The sequence below is a fragment of the Spirosoma harenae genome (assembly GCF_054776975.1).
In genome coordinates this window covers 444,735-465,109 of sequence record NZ_BAAHBD010000007.1, presented here as the reverse complement: position 1 = coordinate 465,109, position 20,375 = coordinate 444,735, and the positions used below count along the sequence as shown (strand labels likewise).

The following is a 20,375-nucleotide window of genomic DNA, read 5'->3' as shown; positions in this document are numbered from 1 at the left end:
GTATTGGATGTATGATGCAGGATGTATGGGTTCAGTAGAACGTACAGATTATATCATACATCATACATAAATAAAACGGCCCCTTTCGGGTAAAAGTTTCGGTAAAAACAGGTGTAAAAACTTGATTTTCATTACACCTGAACGGTTTTCCAGCGACCTCGACGGAAGACTAGAATAGCAATTACAGCCAACAAGGTTTCGCTGATAGCGACTGACCAGAACACGCCCGAGGGCCCCCATCCCAGCGGATTTGCCAAGGCATACGCTAGTGGAATTTCAACCGCCCAGAAACACACAATGTTGATGAGTGTAGGCGTTTTCGTATCACCCGCACCATTGAGCGATTGGCTCAATACCATGCCATAGGCCATAAACAGGTAACCCAGGCAAAACACTCGTAAGCATTGCACGGCAATCTCAACCACTTGTGTGTTTCGGTCGAAAAGGCCAACCACTTCGGCAGCTCCTAAAAAGAATCCGACGCCCACAGCCGCTAAAAAAAGCATGTTGCAGAAAGCCGCTCGCCAGGCAGATGCTTCGGCTCGTTCCGGTTTTCCCGCCCCCAAATTCTGCCCCACCAGCGTCGAAGCCGCGTTCGCCAAGCCCCACGAAGGCAAAATCGTGAAAATGATTATACGAATAGCGATCGTATAACCCGCTACAACATCGCTGCCATAGGTGGACAAAATACGAGTCAGGAAGATCCAGCTTGCTGATCCAACCAAAAACTGACTTGTGCCGCCAACCGCCAGACTTAGCATATTCCGAATGATGGCAGCGTCAGGAATTAGATCAGACTGGAACACTTTAATACCGCCTTTCTGCCGAGTCAGACAGTAGAGTTGATACAAAGCGCCTATCGTACGGCCCATTGTGGTTGCTACCGCTGATCCCATTACACCCAGTTCGGGAAACGGACCAAGGCCGAAAATAAATACCGGACACAGAATGATATTTACGCCGTTAGCTATCCACAACGATCGCATAGCAGCCGATGCATCACCCGCTCCGCGCAAACAGCCACTTAGCGTATATAGGAGCATAATGGCGGGTGAACTGGCGAAAATCATGCGCGTAAATCCGACTCCGTTGGCAATTAATCGCTCATCACCACCCATAAGCCGCAGAATATCTTCGGCAAATACAAACCCCGGTACGCCCAGCAGAATGGCCATAGCCAGGGAAACCAGAATGACCTGGCCAACGGTTTTGGCAGCTTCCCGCCGGTTTTCTTCACCGACGCGACGGGACACCATAGCTGTAGCGGCTGTACTCAACCCAATCGCAATCGAATACACGATGGTCAGAACCGATTCGGTTAAGCCCACGGTTGCAATGGCTTCGGTACCGATTTTAGCCACAAAAAATACATCGACGACAGCAAATAGTGATTCCATCACCATTTCCAGAATCATCGGAACAGATAGGAGAAAAATAGCCCGGTTGATACTACCAGACGTAAAATTGGTTTCCGAACCGCGTACTGCGTCCAGGAATAACCGAAAAAACTTGGTCATTAGTGAAAAAAGCTGACCCGATAGCTGTAGAGCTATTGGTACTGCGTGAATGAAGTATAAACAGATTGGCCACTTAAAGGAGTGGCAGTAATCGGAAGAGAAATGTAAAAACCCGTGGGTTTTTAAGCGAGGAAAATCATCGGTCAGGACGTCCCGACTGAGCGGGCGTAGTTAATGGGCGCAAACTTACGACTTTCTTTTCGACAAACCCAAATTCTTTTGAGTAAACGGTCGACAAGACGGGTTGTAATCGCCAATACGATCTAAAATCAATTGATTGATTATCAAACCATCTGGAAGCCTACTAGTTAATTTAGCATGAGCACTTCGACTATTTCTCTAAATACAATTGCGGATTTTCTGCAAAAAGAACTGGCCGTTGAACAGTTTCCAGAGACTGAACAGGGCGGAATTTATTATCCATCAACCCGGCCCATTCATCGAATTGGATTAGCACTGGAGCCATTTTCTACCTTGACTAGTTGGATACGTGATGAGCAACTTGATGCGGTTTGGATTCACCGTCCCTGGCAACTTGATCTTACTCAACTGCCTTCTGATATCGGTATATTATCGCATCATTTACCGTTCGACGAAGGACTTACTGTAGGCTACAATCCGAAATTAGCGAAGCAATTGGGAGCTATTCAGGCGCCAGAGCCTATAGGCTATAAACAGGATATAAACCGGGATGGAAAACCAAGTTCGCAACGTCCTTTGGGTATGATCTTCGATGTTTCTCCTCAGGAATTTGACCAATGTCTGGTAACGGTCAGGAATTTATTTAATGGGTACGATCGGGCCGAAGCGGGGCATAGCTCGGGCGGCTGGCAACCAACCAGTTCGCGTATTGCTGTAGTTGGTGCTATGACCAATGCACTCGTTCGGGAAGCTGCCGAGCGAGGAGCGCATCTTTACCTGACGGGCGCTTACCGCAAACCTGGCCAGCAGGCCGTTGATGAAACGGGTATTGCGGTCATTTCCGTCGGCCACCGTCGATGTGAAGAATATGGCTTGAGAATATTGGCTAATTTATTGGAAAAGCAATTTCCTATTGAATGTGCGGTACGGGAACCTATGCTCATTTTAGCCTGATAGGCAATTACTTATGAAATAGTCCGTGGATCGTCGGCGATGCGGGTATTATCGTAAAAGGTATTTAACATAGCCATATCATCGTCAGAAATTTCAAAATCCCAAACATCGAAATTTTCCTGAATACGTTCACGACGGACTGATTTTGGAATTGTAACTGCGCCGTGCTGAATCGACCAGCGAATCAACAGTTGATAAATGCTTTTGCCATATTTTTCAGCTATTGCTATGAGTCTGGGGTCATCTTTTTTCTCACCTCTTACTAATGGCGCATAGCCTTCCGTCTGAATCTGTTTCTCACGGCAATAATCCAGAACTTCCGGTACATAACAATAGGGATTTAGTTCGAATTGATTAACAGCCGGAGTTATGATTGATTCAGTCAGTAATTCATCAATATGGTTGGGGTAATGATTCGATACGCCAATGGCACGCGCTCGACCGTCGGTATAAATTTTTTCGAGGGCTCGCCAGGTTTCGTGTCGATATTCTTTAACTGGCCAGTGAATCAGGTATAAATCAACCACATCGAGCCGAAGTCGTTCCAGACTCCGATTAAACGCCCGTAAGGTTCGGGTGTAACCCTGGTCGTTGTTCCAGACTTTTGTGGTAATAAAAATATCGCTGCGAGGAAGGCCGCTCGCCCGAATCGCATCGCCGACTTCCCGTTCGTTGCCATACGCTGCTGCCGTATCGATCAGGCGGTACCCTATTTCGAGGGCCCATTCGACAGCCTGCTGTACTTCATTCGCCTGGCTTGGCGCATAAACTCCAAGTCCAAGCAAAGGCATTTCAACACCATTGTTTAACGTAATGGTTTCATTCATATGATAGGAACTGGTTATCCCTATAGAATAGAAAAAGGGAGCATTTTGTTTAAAACTTACTTTTTAATCAGTCCTTTTTTTAGTTTCGTACGTGTAAGTTTGACTCACCGATCAAGATGGTTTAGCGCCCTATGCAAGTACGTTACCTAATTGGCTTACTTATTTGGTTAAGTACTACGCTTACCTGGGCTCAACCCGTTCAACAAGGCTCACCGATTCATTATTCGGTAGAAATAGGAAGTGGCTTGAATTCATCGACCCAGATTCCTTTCTGGCTGCGAACCAATCAATATAATACCGTACCGCTGGAAGGTTCTTTCGGAACAGTTCGGCTCGGTATTCAGCGTGACTACAAACCCCGAAATGATTCAACATCGAAACGCAAATCACGTTTCGACTGGGGTTTCAGCGTGTATGCGGTCGCGAATGCAAGACCTGAACAAAAGATTGATAATCCGGCTATTTTGTTACCCGATGCTTTTGTAAAAGCACGGTTTGGGCAAATTGAACTCTATGCTGGCAATCGGCGGGAAGTGGCCGGTTTAGGCGATACGTTGTTATCTTCTGGCTTTGTTGCCTGGTCGGGAAATGCAATGCCTTATCCGAAAATCCAACTGCATACGCCTGATTATGTGCCAATTGGCTTTACCAAGAAGCTACTCTCCTTTCGATTTGGCTACGCGCACGGATGGCTGATCAATACCTACATTCAGGGCAGTTATCTACATCAAAAGTATTTGTATGGCCGAATTGGAAAGCCAACCTGGAAGCTGCAAATCCATGCAGGACTCAATCATCAGGTACAATGGGGAGGCCATGCCGATTACTTGATTGGAACGCCATTAGCTGTCAATGGTAATCTGTCGACGTCGTTCCAGGACTATTTATACATCATTACAGGTACTTACCCCGACGCATTACAGAATGATCGGTTTACTGAATTTGACGGTACGAATCGGTTAGGAAATCATGTCGGAAGTTATGATCTGGCCCTGGAATGGAAGGGCAAATCGCATAACTGGCTGTTATATCACCAGCATATGTACGACGATGCTTCGGGACTAGCTTTGCAGAATTTACCAGACGGTCTAACAGGTCTTCGATTTCTAAATCAGTCAGTCAATAAACCTCGCTTTCGGTTTCAGCGAATCGTGTTGGAATGGCTGGCCACGACCGATCAGAGTGGACCAACTTTTGCCCCTACAGCTCGGTATCAGGGAGCTGATAACTACTTCAATCACAGTCAATACATTCAGGGGTGGTCGTATAGAGGCCGTACAATGGGGACGCCTTTTATCATTCCCCGATCGGATTTTAAGCCGACGATTAATGATGCTTACATCGGCGGAGGCTTTTTCCCGAACAACCGGGTTGTTATGTGGTATTTGGGTGCAATGGGCGGTTTCCGTCAGGGCCCAACGCTGAGTGCCAGGGCTTCTTACAGTCGTAATTTCGGGTCATATAAGCAGCCTTTCCCGGAGGTGTTTCATCAATTTTCGACGCTGGTATCCGCTCAATGGCGCTTCCGAAAACTACCACGCACGATACTGACAACGACAGTCGCTCTTGATCGGGGCGATCCACTACCCGACTCATTTGGCAGCTATATCAGCCTGAAAAGGGTCTGGTAATAGCCCAAAGTTTAATAACATTTTAATTCGCATCCAGGCCAGGATTCACCCTTTCCGAGTCTTATTGTTCATCACAAAGCTTGACTACTTACTAAGCGGTTCATGCAAATGTAGACAATACAAGTAATTTCGATGAATTACCTGTATTTTTGAGAGGAAACGGGTTTCCTCAACACTTTCATCTTAACCGCTTTTCGCTATGACAATTGAACCAATCAGTCCAACATCGCCTGCGGATAAGGCCATGCAATTGGAATGGCATTACGGGGCACATAATTATCATCCTGTTCCGGTCGTACTGAGCCGGGGTGAGGGCATCTTCGTTTGGGATGTAGAGGATAAACGATATTTTGATTTTCTATCAGCCTATAGTGCTGTAAGTCAGGGCCATTGCCATCCCCGGATCATTGGCGCTATGATGGAACAGGCGCAACGGCTCACGTTAACGTCCCGCGCTTTTTATAACGATCAAACCGGTATTTGCGAAAAATTCCTCTGCGATTATTTTGGTTACGATAAGGCTCTGATGATGAATTCAGGGGCCGAAGGTGGCGAAACAGCCCTGAAACTGACGCGTAAATGGGCGTATAAAGTCAAAGGAATTCCGCAAAATCAGGCCAAAACCGTGTATGCTGCGGGCAATTTCTGGGGTCGTACACTGGCAGCTATTTCATCGTCGACAGATCCTAGCAGTACTAACGATTTTGGCCCATTGCTACCGGGTTACATTATCATTCCTTACAACGATCTGAGTGCGCTGGAAGATACGTTCAAAAACGACCCGAATATTGCCGGGTTTATGGTCGAACCGATTCAGGGAGAAGCGGGTGTTGTTGTGCCCGATGAAGGCTATTTACGCGGTGTACGCGATTTGTGTACCAAATACAATGTTCTGTTTATCGCGGATGAAGTACAAACCGGTATCGGCCGAACGGGCAAACGTGTTGCCTGCGATCATGAGGGTGTAAAACCTGATTTACTCGTTCTAGGAAAAGCTCTTTCGGGCGGAACAATGCCCGTTTCGGCCGTGCTAACTTCCGACGAAGTAATGCTAACGATTAAGCCGGGCGAACACGGCAGCACCTACGGCGGAAACCCATTGGCCTGCGCTGTTACGATGGAAGCCTTGCGCGTTGTTGAAGACGAAAAACTGGCGGAAAATGCAACGGCCATGGGCGAAATTTTTCGAGCTCGGATGCATGCGCTTAGCCAGAAAACGGATGTGGTCAAAACAGTGCGTGGGAAGGGGTTATTGAACGCAATTGTTATTTCAGAACGTCCTGAACTGGGTAGTGAGACCGCCTGGGAAATTTGCCTGAAGCTGAAAGACAACGGCTTATTGACCAAACCTACGCATGGCGATAAAATTCGATTTGCGCCCCCGTTGGTTATCAACGAAGAGCAGATACACGAAGCGTGCGATATCATCGAGAAAACAATATTGGAATTTTAACGAATCAGTTCAACGGAAAGCAAGGACAGAGAAATGGGATAACCCGATTTCTTTGTCCTTTTTCGTACCCAATTGACATCATACTAAACGCTTTAACTACACGGTTTACTAGATAGAATGCAGCAATTGAATGATAAATGGATGCGTGTTCTGGGCGTTCCGCTGCTGGCATTAACCGGGCAATGGGCCATGTATGGCTACACCATGATGCCTTACCCAGACGATTGGCGTATTCCATTCTTTTTCGTTTTAGGCAGTGTGATCGTATGGGAAGTGAATCGCTGGGGGATTATTTTTTCCCGAAAACGTTACCCCGAACAATCGCAAACCTGGCGACGAGTCCTCTACCAATTAGCCTGGTTTATTGTTTTTGCCAGTGCCGTTCGGATTACCCAAACCTGGTTTTATCAACGGATTGGGCTTTGGCATTCGAGTGATTTTCTGGAGTTTAAACCGTATTTTTTCAATACACTTGTCTCAGTTGTTGGTACCATCCAGATCGCGGCTGTTTACGAAGGAATCTACCTCTATCAGCGGTGGCGAATCGCCTATACTGAAGCGCAGGAGCTGAAAAAAGTAAATCTGCAAAGCCAGCTCGATTCGTTGAAAACGCAGATCAACCCTCACTTTTTATTCAACAATCTGAATACACTGTCATCCCTGATTGGTAGTGATGCTGATCATGCCGAACAGTTTCTGGATGAATTATCGTCGGTGTATCGGTATCTGCTTCAGCCCAATAGCCGCGATCTTTGTCCGCTTCAGGAAGAAATCGAGTTCATTAATGCTTATTTCTATTTGCTAAAAACTCGTTTTGGCGAAGGCATTTTTATGAACATTAATCTAGATCCGGCTTCGCTAACCTGCCTGATTCCTCCATTAACGCTTCAGGCGTTGTTTGACAATGCGATCAAGCACAATGTTATTTCAGTAAACCGACCGCTGACCATCAAATTATACGCGCAATCGGGAAATTTAGTTGTCGAGAATAATCTGCAGGAGAAGAAAATAACCGTTCAGTCACCCCATCATGGTTTACAGGATATCATGACGAAGTACGCCTTGCTTGATCATCCAGCAGTTACGGTTTACCACGATCAGGAAAGTTTTCGGGTCAGCCTCCCGCTGATTCAGCCTTCTGCAGAATTGCTTCGAGTGTAGCGAATCGGTTTATTTATCCCGATTAGTCAACCAATCTTTTACTTCACGAAGCATCAGGGCAGCCGATTTCCGAGTAGCCGCTACATCGCTATGCAGTTGGGTAAGCCGGGAATTCACAGCATTGGAGAGATTTAAAAATACGCTGTATTCGTTAATATGCTGAGGGCCAGTCGGTAAATCACGGCCCGAGAAGAAATCGACTAAATCCTGGTATTCGCTATCGAGATTCATCTTGCTAAGGTAACCAGCCGATTGCGTATTTCCATCCCCTACTGCCCTACCAACGCCAGCATTTTTCCCTGCGAATCAATTGCTAAACGAGTCAACTGAGTAATACCAGCAGAACTAAAATCGGCCAATTGCTGCCATCCTGAATGCGTGGCCGGATCATATTTGTACAAGATAGCACCTTTACCCATCAGCAGTTTTCCATCCGGCGTCCAGACGAAATCCTCGCTTCCTTCCAACGTGGGTGTAATCGTTGATGTTTGTCGCGTTTTCAGGTCGAGCTGTTTAATTTCCCAATGCGTGGGTGTTTGCTTATGCACATAACTGAGCACCTGTTTACCCGGAATTTTAAGGAGCGTACGACCAATATTTCCTTCAATATAAACAGTATCACCTGTGCTGACTCGGGCCAGTTGAAGCGAATTTGGTTTTCCTAAAATGAATAAGGCCAGCCAATCAGTATCCAGCCAACAATGATAACCAACGGGTTTTACATTTGGGAAGATCAAAGTGGGTTTGCCCGAGCCCGTTAGCGGAAATTTCCACAACCGCTGCGTTTTATCAAGCTCCATCCGAATAACAGAAAAATGAGCCTGATCGGGCATAACCGTTGGCGAATATTCGCCTTCGGGCGTTTGGGTTAGCCGAGTTGTCGTTTTCGACGAAAGGATGTAGCGATAAATATCGGTTTGGCCATCGGCTTGCATGGACGTGTAAAGGATGCTGGTCTTATCAGGCGTAAACGAAGGTTGGTTATCATACCCTTTTCGCTGCGTTATATTCAATGGCTTGTCTGGTTTGGCCAGATCAACTAAAAAAATATCGGTGTCAGCCTGACCAAATGTTGACGTTGTCATTCCCATACTAACCAGCACTGGTAGAATGAACAATCGATTTGCACTCTTTCGGAGAAAGTTTATTAGAGAAGCCATGATTGTGTAGTGTTGATGAAATTCAGGTTTGCTCATCAATATAGGTTTCATTTCGTTTCATTCAACCCCAACCCGTCTCCTACTACAGTAGAGGGCTAAGAAAGGAAATTTTGCTCCCCTGTTTTAGGAGAGGGGCCGAGGGTGAGGTTAATCACAAAAAAAGCTCGACCAATGTCTGATCGAGCCTTTTAGTTTATTGATGGTATTTGTAATGTCTGTTAGCTGGCAAATCGCTGGACGCAGATGGCCTGTACTTTCTCCCGGCTTCGCTTTAGCCGCATCTTGACAGCACTAGGTTTAAGATTATAAAGATCAGCAATCTCTTCGATGCTCATGCTGTCTTCATATTTCAGGCGCAATAACGTTCTTTCTTCAGTAGAAAGCCGATCCATTGCCTGTTGCATCGCTTGTAGCGTTTCTTCGTGCAGATGCGTTTCTATTGAATCGGCTTTGGTCTGTTCTAATGTTTCACCCAAAGCGATGGTAGGAAGCCGTTTTGCTAACCGAAGTTGATCAGCACAATAATTATAAGCGATCGAATAGAGCCAGGTTGAAAAACTTGAGCGTTCCTGAAAGGAACTTAATTTGCCGAAAACTTTTAGAAAAATATCCTGAGTGAAATCCTGCGCCTGATCAGCGTCTTTTGTCATGGATAAGCATCGCTGGTAGACTTTCTCGACGTAGCGGGTATAGAGATTTTCGAAGCACTGATTGGGCTGCTGAGTCAAATAACTACGAATTATTTCCTCATCACTCAAAGATACTTTCATAGCAGAATGGTAACTACAGGTTAAGTTTCAAGCGTAAAAATAGCACAATATTTATATTTATTCTTAATAGGTATCATTGTTGATACATATAATAGGATATATCTACTAAGCGGTGCCTGGTAAACATTGACTACACATACACTAACTAGCAGGAAAGTAACTTCTATGTTTTGCTGGTCATTATTTACTACTAATCAATAGGTTATCGAAGCTACATTATTTTTTCCACTAAACCTATCAGACTACCTTACTCAGAGTGATTAGAATTATATTTTTCCAAGAATTCAGCCACTTGTTTGTGAAAATGCTTGAAGCTATCTGAGCGCGATTCTAACCACGAAACGTCTAATGATTCCAGAATATCGTTAGCAATAGGTATTTGTTTCTTAACAAGTTTTGTCTCCCCATAAATAGCTCGCTTAGCCTCTGAGCGTGGCATCGATTCCAATGGTGAGTTTTTACCCGGTTCATCACGGTGGCGTTTTATATACCATAGCCAATATTCAATGCATTGCACGGGCAATATCAGTACAGCGGGATGACCTATACATTTATTCGTATAATGCTCCTGACGTGATTTGATCGTTGGTTTATGTTCTGTATCAAGATCTCTACCGACAAATAAGACATCCAATCCCAGAAGAATACGTTTGCGTAACGCATCGGGAAGTAGCTTGTCAACCTGGTTAGCATTTTCGGCTTTGAATCGCCAGCGCTCATTTTCGTCTTCGATGAATGTATTGGGGTATTGCTGGTTGAGGTATTTTTCCAGAAAATTACGCTGAGCTTCATCCTCACCGAAAAAGGCATACGTAATAATCTGGCTCATTTTGGCACTCCTCCCAGAAAACCAACCGTCCAGGCATCGCCTAATGAATCTGTGTAATGGGGCGGCTCAATCCCTAATTCTTTACTCTTAGCCGTCTCAGGTTCAATAACATCATGAAGCAGATTCTTCACATGAGTCGCTCCTTCTTCGTCCTTGTCAAAAATGAACACTGACTCCGGCATATCTTTGAACATATCGACCACAGTTGGACTATGCGTAGTCATGATGACTTGCACATCTTTATCTTCGACCAAGCCCAAAATAAACTGCATTACTTCAAACAATCGACGCGGGTGGATTCCCTTTTCCGGTTCTTCTAGAAGTAAAAGTTTAGGCGGATTAGGTTGGTTGATAATTGTAAGTAACGATAAGAAATATACAACTCCCTCTGATACATTCTCAGCCCAATAATCTTCATCATTTTTCCCAAAGAACTTTAAGCCAAGTTTACTTTCGTTTCCAACTTTAACTGGTGGCGTACTAAAGCTAACTATATCGCCAACGCAGCTCGCTAAGTCTTTTTCTATATATTGATAAGCACGTTTATAATTCGTATTAAGGTAAAAAAGGAATTGAATTAGATTTGAGCAATCGCCTTTTAATGCTATTTCATCAGCAGAAAAATAAGCTGGTTGTACTATTCTATTAGGATCTGGTTTATAAATTTCTAATTTCCCTACGTGAGTAATTAGATCTTCTTTTGAAAACTCGTAAAAAGTCTCATTTTCGGCTATTTCTAATGAGTCAGATAATTCACTATGAACGGAGACTTTATAATTTAAATCCTCAAAATCATTGTCATTCTCTGCGATAAGTAAATGCTCATATTTTTCTGATTTAAACGGCTCTTTGTTGTCAAATACTAAATGCATGTCAACTAGATTGTCACCGTATTGCATATACTTAACATTTCTTGAAAATGAAAACTTATCATTCCCAGCTACCGAATCAGAAAAGAACTCCAGCGCCTTCAAAAAATTCGTCTTACCGGAGTTGTTGGGGCCGATGAGGAGGTTGACTTTTTGGAGGTCGAGCGTGACGTCTTTTAGGCTCTTGAAGTTCTGGATGGAAACGCGCTTGAGCATGGCTGGTAGCAATTGGTGAGCGCAAGTTAGGGATTTACTTTCCCATTTGTGTCGAGCGCATCAGGACGGTATTATCAGGGTCAATGACGATGCTGGCTGGTTTGGTAGCCAATGGAACGGTAAACGTTTGCGATTGCTGAGTCAGGTTCAGTTTGGCAGTGCGGCTGAGTTCGCGGCCACGGGTCGGTCCGTCGCTACGGTCACGAATACTGAACGTGAGCGGTATGGCAAAAACCACACCAGTACGCTGTGCTTGTCGAACGTCGATGACTAATGCTTTCTTAGCTTCGTCGTAGCTGGTTCCCCACACGATTTCCGGGAAGCCGGGCTGATAGAGCCATTGCTGGAAAAACTGCCCTAATTTTTTACCCGAAACACTCTCCATCACGGCTTGTAAATCGCTGGTTTGGGCGTTGCGGTTGCGGAATTTCTGGTAATACGCCCGAATGCCTTTCCAGAATATATCGTCGCCAAGTTCATGCCGGAGCATGTGCAACACCCAACCGCCTTTCTGGTACGAGTTGGGATTGAGCAAATCCATCAAATCGCTGGCTGTCGAATCGATAATGGTGCCTTTCGGCTTCATGGCTGAAAAGCGAAAAATCTGGCCTTTGTTCTGATTCAGCACAGCATTCAGCGTGTCTTTCCCATACGCATGTTCGAGGTAAAGGGCCGAGAAATAGGTAGCAAATCCCTCACTCAGCCACAACTGCGACCAATCCGTTTCCGTGGCTGAATTGCCAAACCATTGATGTGCTATTTCGTGGGCCAGCAACGCTTCTACGTCCGAGTCTTTACGTCCCACAATTACCTTCTCGTTGTAGAAAATACAGCTGGCATTTTCCATTCCGCCGAAAATCGTAGTCGATTCTACGTTCGCCAGTTTTTCGTACGAATACGGGCCAATCTTGTCGATGAAATATTGCAGAATTTCCTTAGCTGGCCGGTAGTCGATAAATCCTTTCTGACTATCGCGGGGATACAGCCAGCTTTGCACAGGTACACCACTCACGGAGCCAACTTCTTCTACCGCAAACTTAGCTGCGCCAATTACCATTACTTTAGTCGGAATAGGTGTATTCTCCTGCCAGCGTGTTAATTTCCGCCCGTTGGGTAAATTGCTTTCGCCTGCAAATTTCCCATTTGCAATAACACGATAAGTAGCTGGAGCATTTACTGTAAAGGAGCAGGTTGCTTTATCAGACGGATGATCGACGACCGGCAAATAATTACGAGCGTTATTCGGCCAGTTATCTCCGAAAAATGTTCGATCACCAAATTTATTTCGGCTGATAATCAGTCCTTTTTCGGGCACTCCTTCGTAGCGAATCACCAATTCGGTCGGTTGATTGGGAGCAGCCGGAAGATTAATGAATACCCGATTATTTCGCTGATTGAAAGGTGCGGCTTTTCCATCAGCCAACGTAACGCTACGAACTTTCATACCTGTGGCAACAGAATCGGGCTTGCCACCAATCAGATCGAACCAAACGGTTTGCCGGTCGTCAGCGCGTATGAATCGAATCGTTGTTTCACCCTGTATTTGATTGGTTGAGTCACTTAATGTAAGTGCAAAACCGTAGTGTTGTACATCGACACCGGGCTGTGTAAAGCGTGCGGTGTAACTTGGCTGTTGCCCACAGGCAATTGTTGTTACCCAAAGAAGGGCAATGGCAAAAAAAGCTTTACTCGTTTTTATCATTTTCTTACTCCTTAATCTCCTGACACAATTCTACCAATACGCCATTGGTACCTTTTGGATGCAGGAAACACACTAATTTATGATCGGCCCCGCGCTTGGGCGTTTCATTCAGTAACGTAAAACCCTCGGCTTTTAATCGCTCCATTTCAGTCAGAATGTCCTCTACCTCAAAGGCGATGTGATGAATGCCCTCCCCTTTCTTTTCCAAAAACTTGGCAATCGGACTATCTGAGCTGGTTGCTTCGAGTAATTCAATCTTCGTCTGATTCACCTTAAAAAAAGACGTCATAACATTTTCTGACGCAACGGTTTCTGATTTGTAAGGTTCTACATTGAGTAACTTGGAAAATAAGTCGTTCGATGCAGTCAGATCGCGGACGGCAATGCCAATGTGTTCGACGTTGGTGAGCATAGGTAGCTAAAGAACTTTTCCGTTTTGGCGAAAGTTATAGAGAAAGCATTGATATGCGTCAAAATTGAGCTAATTACAACTATGGTTACGGTTTCGGAAGTTGCTAAAAACAAAATTATTGAACTGCGGCAGAAAGATGGCCTTGCCGATGAATATGCAATTCGCGTAGGCGTTCAGGGCGGTGGTTGCTCGGGGCTTATGTATGATTTGCAATTCGATGCAACGCAACAGCCTACAGACCACGTTGTTGAAGATAAAGGCATTAAAATTCTAGTCGACCGTAAAAGCTTACTTTATCTGGCTGGTACGGAACTCGATTTTTCAGATGGTCTGAATGGAAAAGGGTTCCAGTTCAAGAACCCAAACGCCAGCCGTACCTGCGGTTGCGGAGAAAGTTTCGCCGTCTGAACCGAGATTCAGCAGATTTATAGATTTTCTGGATTTTGTTTGAAAGCCGCTTCACAGAGCGGCTTTTTGATTTTTACTTTATCGGATTTATTGATTGATATTTGCCGAATCCGCAAAACAAAATCTGTTAAATCCATCAATCCGTTAAATCCCGGTTATGAATGCCAAACCTGTTAGCCATTCACGCACTACGTTGACCGAGTTAATGATTCCGTCGTATGCCAATTTTGGCGGTCGCGTACATGGCGGTATTCTGTTGTCGTTGATGGACAAAGTAGCTTATGCTTGCGCGGCTAAACATGCGGGGCAATACTGCGTCACGGTGTCGGTCGATGGGGTAAATTTTCGGCAGCCGGTGGAAGTGGGTGAACTGGTTTCGCTGATGGCGTCGGTCAATTATGTTGGTCGAACGTCGCTGGTAGTTGGTATCAAAGTAATTGCGGAAAACGTGACGACGGGCACAATCAAACATACCAATACCAGCTATTTTACGATGGTCGCTAAAGACGAAAATGAAAAACCAACCGAAGTTCCTCCATTACTTCTCGAAACGCCAGATGACGTCCGACGCTTTCTGGAAGCGATGAAACGGAAAGAGCTTCGAATTTCCTTTGCCGCCTATTTCGACAATGCCAAAACGCAGATGCTACTCGACGAAAGTATGGATAAATTGGCAAATGAACGGTGTGAACTAGCGCCGGGATTTAACGGATTGCTGGATTAAGCGGCTTCTGAACCGGGATTTTTCTGATTTGACTGACCGACTGTGATTTTGGACCTGGATTTAGCAGATTTTAGGATTTACTGGATTTTGTTTTCTTTTCAGGGGATCAAAAAAGTAATCATCTACAGAATCATAGTCGGTCAGTCAAATCAAATGAATCCCGGTTCAGATTTCTCCCCGCACAATCTTCGCTCCGGCAACCATATTCGCTAACTTTTGCTTGGCGGCCCAGCGAGCTGTCTGGCTTAAACCACAATCGGGGGCAACGGCTAATTTCTCGGCGGGAACGTAAGGCAGGCATTTACGGATGCGTTCGGCTACGTCTTCGGGCGTTTCGATGTAGTAGCTTTTTACGTCGATGACCCCAACGGCTACATCAAATTTTTCCGCGAACCGTTCGAGCAAGTTCACTTCTGAAAAATTCAGGATGGTCATTTCCGAATGCAATTCGTCGACAGTCATATCCAGAAAATCGGGGAGCATCGGCGCAATGCTCTTTTTCCCGACCGAACGCCCTTTGTAATTCCCAAAACACAAGTGCATCGACAATCGCGTTTTTCCTACGCCCGGCGCAACGGTACGGTTGAAAATATCAACGAACCGTTTGGTGTCTTCACGATACGCGTAACACGACATAGACGGTTCATCGACGCAAATTTCTGGCACGCCTAGCTCTACGAGTTTCGCAATTTCCTGATTGACTAAGGGTAACAAAGCCTCTGTTACTTCCCAACGATCTTTGTATAAATCGCCGGGGAGCAATCGCCCGCTAAGCGTGTATGGGCCAGGGATCGAAACTTTTAGTCCTTGTCCTTCGGGTGCCAGTCGTTTCAGGCGCAGGTATTCTTCGACAACCCCAAGCCCATTTGGAGCGGTTAAGGGTTCGATAATGTTATGCTTTCCACGCTGATCATGGGCAGGTGGACCAAATCGCCGTAATTCGGTATCGTTATTCTGTATGCCTTTTATGTAGCCGTAAAACGATAGGTTAAAATCGAAGCGCGTTTGTTCACCATCGGAAATGACATCCAATCCAGCCGAAACCTGATCGTGCACCGACGTAATGACGGCGTCTTCAATCATTTCGTTAATGTCGGCGGGTCCAAACTGCGCTAGATTCTGGCTGGAATATTCGAGCCAGCCCGGAAAAGGCATCGAGCCGACAACGGTTGTTTTAATAGGAACGGGTTGCACTATATCGAAAAGTTGAGGGTTGACGTTCAATTAAACAGCTTTGGAAACCTTCATCGCGACAGGGTCCCAATGAATTACTTTCTTCTGCGCGGCACTCAGATTGGCTGCCAGTGATGGTGCAGCCGCTCGTAGACCGAATACTGCATCTTCTTTCACCAACGACGGATTGTTTTCCCGAATGGCGTTAAAAAACACAATCATGTGATCGAGTCGGTCGTCGTAGCCATCAGGCGCGGTGTACGTAACGACTGGTTCGTTTTGTACTTCCCGTGTAAATTGCCCAACGGGGTATTTCTGATCATACTGACGAATAAAATCGTCCTGCATCGATTGTGGATAGGTAAACAGCGCATCGTAACCCCGGCTATACATAGGAGCAGTCGGGCGTTTGAGTCGGTTCATCACGAACGAGTTCCAGCCAATATCGATGACGCCTTCGGTGCCGACCAATCGCGTATGAATATCTCCTCCAGCACCCGTAGCGAGGTTTACGCGAGTCGTAAATTGGAAGGATGGATGTTTATCGGTTTTTGGGTAATCCATCATGGCCGTAACAAGATCATACGCATCGCGACCATCTTTCCAGTAATTCAAATCACCAAGGGCAAAAATGCGCGTTGGTCCCAACGAACCCGTTATCGTATGCACACCCGTAATGAGGTGAACGAACAAGTCACCCGCTACGCCCGTCCCATAATCTTTGTAATTCCGCCAGCGAAAAAACCGTTCGGGCTCAAATGGACGTTTGGGGGCATCACCCAAATAGCGATTCCAATCGACATCTTTCGGGTTCAGGTCTGGCGGCATCGTATATTGCCACGCTCCCAATGCATCCGTCCGATCCAGAAATGTTTCTACAGAAGTCAGTTCACCTATATGCCCAGCTTCGTATCGGCGTTTGGCTTCGAGTACTGCCGATGCGCTGGCACGCTGACTACCTACCTGAAAGACTTTTCCTGATTTTTTGTGAGCCGCAATAACGGCGTGGCCTTCGTCGATGTGATGTACCATCGGTTTCTCGCAATACACATGTTTACCAGCGTTCAGCGCGGCAATGGACATGTGATCGTGCCAATGATCGGGTACACAAATTAAGACTGCATCGACATCTTTACGCGCTAGAATTTCGCGATAATCGCGGGTAGTAAATAGATCATTTCCCCAAACTTCTTTCGCTCGAACCAATCGGGGTTCGTACAAATCAGCTACAGCAACCACCTTGGTGCCGGGTACTTTTAGCGCACAATCAAGATCGTAATGGCCAATAATACCGGCGCCAATGAGTGCGATATTGATTGTATCAGCCGCTGAGCGTGGCTTGACGATTTCAATCAAGTATTCGCGAAAGTTACGATCGGTTGGGGTCAGATTTTCGGCGTTGGTAAGTGTTGCACCTGCGGCCACCAAGGCCGAACTGCCACCAAGCTGACGAAGAAATTTACGACGGGAATGCATAGGAAATGGTCATAAGGAGCGAGCAAAATAGACAATTTCCCAGATAAAATAGACTGATTCTGCCAGTTAATTACTTTAACTGGCATTCCCACCACAGCATCTCTTCGATTTGATCAAATAGTCGAAAGCCGCATTTTTCCAGCACTTTCTGCGAAGCGACATTCTCCGCTTGTGTATCTGCGACGACTCGTCCAACCTCTGGTTGTAGTCTAGCCCAATTTACCAATCCATTTACCATTTCCGTCATGTACCCTTGCCGACGTACAGTCGGATAGGTGCCATAACCGATCTCTATTGTAGCATCCTCATCTGGTTCGCCTTTAAACTTTGCCTCGGCTACAAATTGACCCTTCTCCCGATCAATAGCCAGCCACAGTGTATGGTAAATAGCCTCAACAGACGGATCTTTCAGACGAGGTATGGTAAAATGCGTAACGATTCCTAAAACAGGTTCCGTTAATTCCCGACATCCTGTTTTCAGGCCCAACGCTTTTTCCAGCTGATGGGTATCAGCTTTATACAGATACAGTTGATCAAGTGTAAGCGGAATCAGAGTCAGGCGCTGGGTTTCGATCATTGGAGTTACTTATCAAATCTGCCCTTCACTGACGCTCCAGCCACCATCGACGGTCAATATTTGTCCGGTCGTGAAGGCGGAATAATCTGACATGAAATAGACGGCAGCCCCATCCAGATCATCGGGTTGACCGATTCGCCCCCCATCGAGAGGTTGTTTGGTTTTGGTAAAGGCCAGAATTGTATCGTCCTGTGTAGCTCGTTGCGCCATCGGCGTTTCAACTAGGGCTGGAGCCAGTACATTCACCCGAATGTTATCGCTTGCATAGTAAGCTGATACTGATTTTGAAAAGCCGATCACAGCCGATTTCACAGCGGCATACGCATGTGTAGCGAAGTACGTAGGTGAAGGACTTAGGCCCAATACAGAGCTCATATTCAGAATGGTACCACCCTCGCCTTGTGCTCGGAACGCACGAACGGCCGCCTGATTTGAGAGCATCAACGACGTCAGGTTTAGGTTAGCCGTATAATTCCAACCTTCAAGGGTCAATTCATGCAGAGGGCCATCCCCAAACCGCCGACCGCTTCCACCAGCGACATGATAGAGTCCGTCAAAACCACCGAAAATCTGTTGACAAAGCGCAATGGCTTTGGGAGCTGTTTGCGGATCGGACGCATCTCCCGACATGGCTAAACCATTTCCATCTAATTGATTTTCAGCTGCTGTACAGCTTTCAGGATTCCGCCCTACAACCACTACCTGCGCTCCCTCGCGCACGAACGCCAGCGCAGCCGACAAGCCCATACCTGTTGTGCCGCCAATAACAACAATCTTTTTAGAATCTAACCACATTCGCTATACAGTATGAGTTTCAGTCTGCAAGAAACGAAATAGACGCCTTACCGCCAATCAATACGGCTAAATGTTAGGCTAGAGAATTCTATCGAAGTATAAGTGTTCTGACTTGATAAAGGATACGTTGCTAAGTTGGAATTGTATTTATGGCATCTGCTTAACTAGAGGTTATTTAACTAATCTGAAAACAGGGCTAGTAAATTATTCTTTGTCATTCTGAACGAAGTGAAGAATCTCAAACCTGCCTACAAGGAGAACTTGAGATTCTTCACTTCGTTCAGAATGACAAAAACGCACTGACTATTTACTCAAAAGAGTAAAGCTCACTAAGCTTTACACGACATCCCGCTCGATAATCTTACCGCTGGATTTTTCTTTCAAAATCAGCTTATTACGACCATCGTGGGTCATTTCCTGTTTGATGAGGTAATGATCGGCGTCGTATTCAACAAGTGTCGATTCGGGTTTTAAGCCTTCCTGACCGCGCCAAACGGGTAGGTTAACTTTCTCCCACTGCTTCGTTTCAGCAGATCGGTAGGCTGCGTCCAGAACAGCATTGACGACGTAGCCATCGTAGAACGTTTCGGCGGGTTCGCGACCGTCTTCCTGCGACTTAAACATGTCCGTAAACATGTGATTGTAGCCCAAGTCATTGACTTCATCACCAACAGGAAAGAGCCAGCCGGTGTTCGATTCGGCTTTTTCGGCGATATAATCCCCACCTTTGCCGGTTGAGAACATTTCAAAGCCTGTTCGCAGGAAATTATTGATCCAAATCGTGCCTTCAGTACCCATCACTTCGTCGCGCAAATCCATGCCTCCCCGGAAGGTCCAACTCACTTCAAATTGACCGATAGCACCGTTTTCGTATTTCACCAATGCAATGGCATGATCTTCAGCATCGATGGGTTTTACCTGCGTAGCGGCCCAGCACATTACTTCAACCGGCTTGACATCTTTACCAATAAAATTTCGGGCAATTTCCACGCAATGGCAGCCCAAATCGAGCATGCAACCGCCACCAGCCTGTTCTTTATCCCAGAACCAATCGGAGTGAGGGCCGGGGTGTGTTTCGCGCGATTTTGCCCACAGAATCCGGCCTAAAGCGCCGTTTTTTACGCTATCCAACGCTTTTAAAAATTTCGGCGTATAACATAAGTCTTCGAGATAACCGGCAAAAATGCCTGCTTCTTCCACCGTTTTCATCATCCGTAGTGCTTCTTCACCGGTTCGGCCTAAGGGCTTTGTACAAACGACTGATTTTTTGTGCTTTGCGCAGAGATTGACAGCGGTTTCGTGGATATTATTTGGCAGAGCGATGCAGACCATATCTACATCAGGATGCGCAATTACTTCTTCCATATCGGTCGAAGCGAACTCGCAGCCGTAATCGGCTTTAAATTTATCAGCAGTTTCCTGACGTCGAGCATAAATGGCGACGACCTTATCGCGGCTGCGTTGGCCGTGGATGGAATCGGCATAGAAGCGGCCAATAAAGCCGCCACCAAGCATGGCAATACGTTGCATAGGTACGATTCGGGTAAGTGGTTAATGTGTACTTTCGTAGCGTTAAAGAT

The 20,375-nt window shown here is 45.9% G+C and carries 20 protein-coding genes; 6 read left to right on the top strand and 14 right to left on the bottom strand.

The features are described from left to right. Positions 1 to 131: 131 nt before the first annotated feature. Positions 132 to 1,517 carry an MATE family efflux transporter gene (locus tag ACYVE4_RS07880; RefSeq protein WP_460996680.1) on the bottom strand — a complete coding sequence of 462 codons (1,386 nt, stop codon included), beginning with the start codon at positions 1,515 to 1,517 and terminating at the stop codon, positions 132 to 134. A 318-nt stretch (positions 1,518 to 1,835) separates the two neighbouring features. On the opposite strand from ACYVE4_RS07880, the gene ACYVE4_RS07875 reads away from it, so the two are divergent. Then, positions 1,836 to 2,612: a Nif3-like dinuclear metal center hexameric protein gene (locus ACYVE4_RS07875; RefSeq protein ID WP_460996679.1), complete on the top strand. Its 777-nt coding sequence runs from the start codon at positions 1,836 to 1,838 to the stop codon at positions 2,610 to 2,612. Between the two features lie 11 nt (positions 2,613 to 2,623). Here ACYVE4_RS07875 and ACYVE4_RS07870 read toward each other — a convergent pair whose 3' ends face one another. Continuing rightward, the gene (locus tag ACYVE4_RS07870) at positions 2,624 to 3,439 is read right to left on the bottom strand and encodes an aldo/keto reductase (protein ID WP_460996678.1); all 816 of its coding nucleotides are present in this window, start codon (positions 3,437 to 3,439) and stop codon (positions 2,624 to 2,626) included. Positions 3,440 to 3,570: 131 nt separating this feature from the next. Between ACYVE4_RS07870 and ACYVE4_RS07865 the strand changes: the two genes are divergently transcribed. From ACYVE4_RS07865 to ACYVE4_RS07855, 3 genes are all read left to right on the top strand, one after another. Continuing rightward, positions 3,571 to 5,070, top strand: a complete 1,500-nt coding sequence (locus ACYVE4_RS07865; protein ID WP_460996677.1) for a capsule assembly Wzi family protein — start codon at positions 3,571 to 3,573, stop codon at positions 5,068 to 5,070. 199 nt (positions 5,071 to 5,269) lie between these two features. Beyond that, entirely contained in the window at positions 5,270 to 6,523 is a 1,254-nt protein-coding gene (gene rocD, locus ACYVE4_RS07860) for an ornithine--oxo-acid transaminase (RefSeq protein ID WP_460996675.1), read from the top strand. Between the two features lie 117 nt (positions 6,524 to 6,640). Next, a complete protein-coding gene (locus ACYVE4_RS07855; protein ID WP_460996673.1) occupies positions 6,641 to 7,684 on the top strand; it encodes a sensor histidine kinase in 1,044 nt (347 codons plus the stop codon). 9 nt (positions 7,685 to 7,693) lie between these two features. Here ACYVE4_RS07855 and ACYVE4_RS07850 read toward each other — a convergent pair whose 3' ends face one another. The 7 genes from ACYVE4_RS07850 to mce form a co-directional block, all read right to left on the bottom strand. Then, on the bottom strand, positions 7,694 to 7,915 hold the full coding sequence (locus ACYVE4_RS07850; protein WP_460996672.1) for a DUF6965 family protein: 222 nt from the start codon (positions 7,913 to 7,915) through the stop codon (positions 7,694 to 7,696). A gap of 38 nt (positions 7,916 to 7,953) precedes the next feature. After that, positions 7,954 to 8,844: a TolB family protein gene (locus ACYVE4_RS07845; protein ID WP_460996671.1), complete on the bottom strand. Its 891-nt coding sequence runs from the start codon at positions 8,842 to 8,844 to the stop codon at positions 7,954 to 7,956. Positions 8,845 to 9,062: 218 nt separating this feature from the next. Then, positions 9,063 to 9,614 carry an RNA polymerase sigma factor gene (locus ACYVE4_RS07840; protein WP_460996670.1) on the bottom strand — a complete coding sequence of 184 codons (552 nt, stop codon included), beginning with the start codon at positions 9,612 to 9,614 and terminating at the stop codon, positions 9,063 to 9,065. A 247-nt stretch (positions 9,615 to 9,861) separates the two neighbouring features. Further along, positions 9,862 to 10,443, bottom strand: a complete 582-nt coding sequence (locus ACYVE4_RS07835; RefSeq protein WP_460996669.1) for a hypothetical protein — start codon at positions 10,441 to 10,443, stop codon at positions 9,862 to 9,864. Beyond that, entirely contained in the window at positions 10,440 to 11,528 is a 1,089-nt protein-coding gene (locus ACYVE4_RS07830; protein WP_460996668.1) for an AAA family ATPase, read from the bottom strand. Before ACYVE4_RS07830 ends, ACYVE4_RS07835 begins: the two co-directional genes overlap by 4 nt. Positions 11,529 to 11,562: 34 nt before the next feature. Continuing rightward, positions 11,563 to 13,230, bottom strand: a complete 1,668-nt coding sequence (locus ACYVE4_RS07825) for a M1 family metallopeptidase (RefSeq protein WP_460996667.1) — start codon at positions 13,228 to 13,230, stop codon at positions 11,563 to 11,565. A 4-nt stretch (positions 13,231 to 13,234) separates the two neighbouring features. Beyond that, the gene (gene mce / locus ACYVE4_RS07820; RefSeq protein WP_460996666.1) at positions 13,235 to 13,642 is read right to left on the bottom strand and encodes a methylmalonyl-CoA epimerase; all 408 of its coding nucleotides are present in this window, start codon (positions 13,640 to 13,642) and stop codon (positions 13,235 to 13,237) included. An 81-nt stretch (positions 13,643 to 13,723) separates the two neighbouring features. On the opposite strand from mce, the gene ACYVE4_RS07815 reads away from it, so the two are divergent. After that, a complete protein-coding gene (locus ACYVE4_RS07815; RefSeq protein ID WP_190887967.1) occupies positions 13,724 to 14,050 on the top strand; it encodes a HesB/IscA family protein in 327 nt (108 codons plus the stop codon). Positions 14,051 to 14,207: 157 nt separating this feature from the next. Continuing rightward, on the top strand, positions 14,208 to 14,774 hold the full coding sequence (locus ACYVE4_RS07810) for an acyl-CoA thioesterase (protein WP_460996665.1): 567 nt from the start codon (positions 14,208 to 14,210) through the stop codon (positions 14,772 to 14,774). Between the two features lie 165 nt (positions 14,775 to 14,939). On the opposite strand, the gene ACYVE4_RS07805 is transcribed toward ACYVE4_RS07810, so the two are convergent. The 5 genes from ACYVE4_RS07805 to ACYVE4_RS07785 all read right to left on the bottom strand — a co-directional run bounded on the left by ACYVE4_RS07805 (position 14,940) and on the right by ACYVE4_RS07785 (position 20,325). Continuing rightward, on the bottom strand, positions 14,940 to 15,968 hold the full coding sequence (locus ACYVE4_RS07805) for a methionine synthase (RefSeq protein ID WP_460996664.1): 1,029 nt from the start codon (positions 15,966 to 15,968) through the stop codon (positions 14,940 to 14,942). A 30-nt stretch (positions 15,969 to 15,998) separates the two neighbouring features. Further along, entirely contained in the window at positions 15,999 to 17,423 is a 1,425-nt protein-coding gene (locus ACYVE4_RS07800; protein ID WP_460996663.1) for a Gfo/Idh/MocA family protein, read from the bottom strand. Positions 17,424 to 17,493: 70 nt separating this feature from the next. Continuing rightward, positions 17,494 to 18,000: a GNAT family N-acetyltransferase gene (locus ACYVE4_RS07795; RefSeq protein WP_460996662.1), complete on the bottom strand. Its 507-nt coding sequence runs from the start codon at positions 17,998 to 18,000 to the stop codon at positions 17,494 to 17,496. Between the two features lie 12 nt (positions 18,001 to 18,012). After that, complete coding sequence (locus ACYVE4_RS07790; RefSeq protein ID WP_460996661.1) at positions 18,013 to 18,795, bottom strand: SDR family NAD(P)-dependent oxidoreductase; 783 nt, start codon at positions 18,793 to 18,795, stop codon at positions 18,013 to 18,015. A gap of 336 nt (positions 18,796 to 19,131) precedes the next feature. Further along, positions 19,132 to 20,325 carry a Gfo/Idh/MocA family protein gene (locus ACYVE4_RS07785; protein ID WP_460996659.1) on the bottom strand — a complete coding sequence of 398 codons (1,194 nt, stop codon included), beginning with the start codon at positions 20,323 to 20,325 and terminating at the stop codon, positions 19,132 to 19,134. Positions 20,326 to 20,375: the final 50 nt, after the last annotated feature.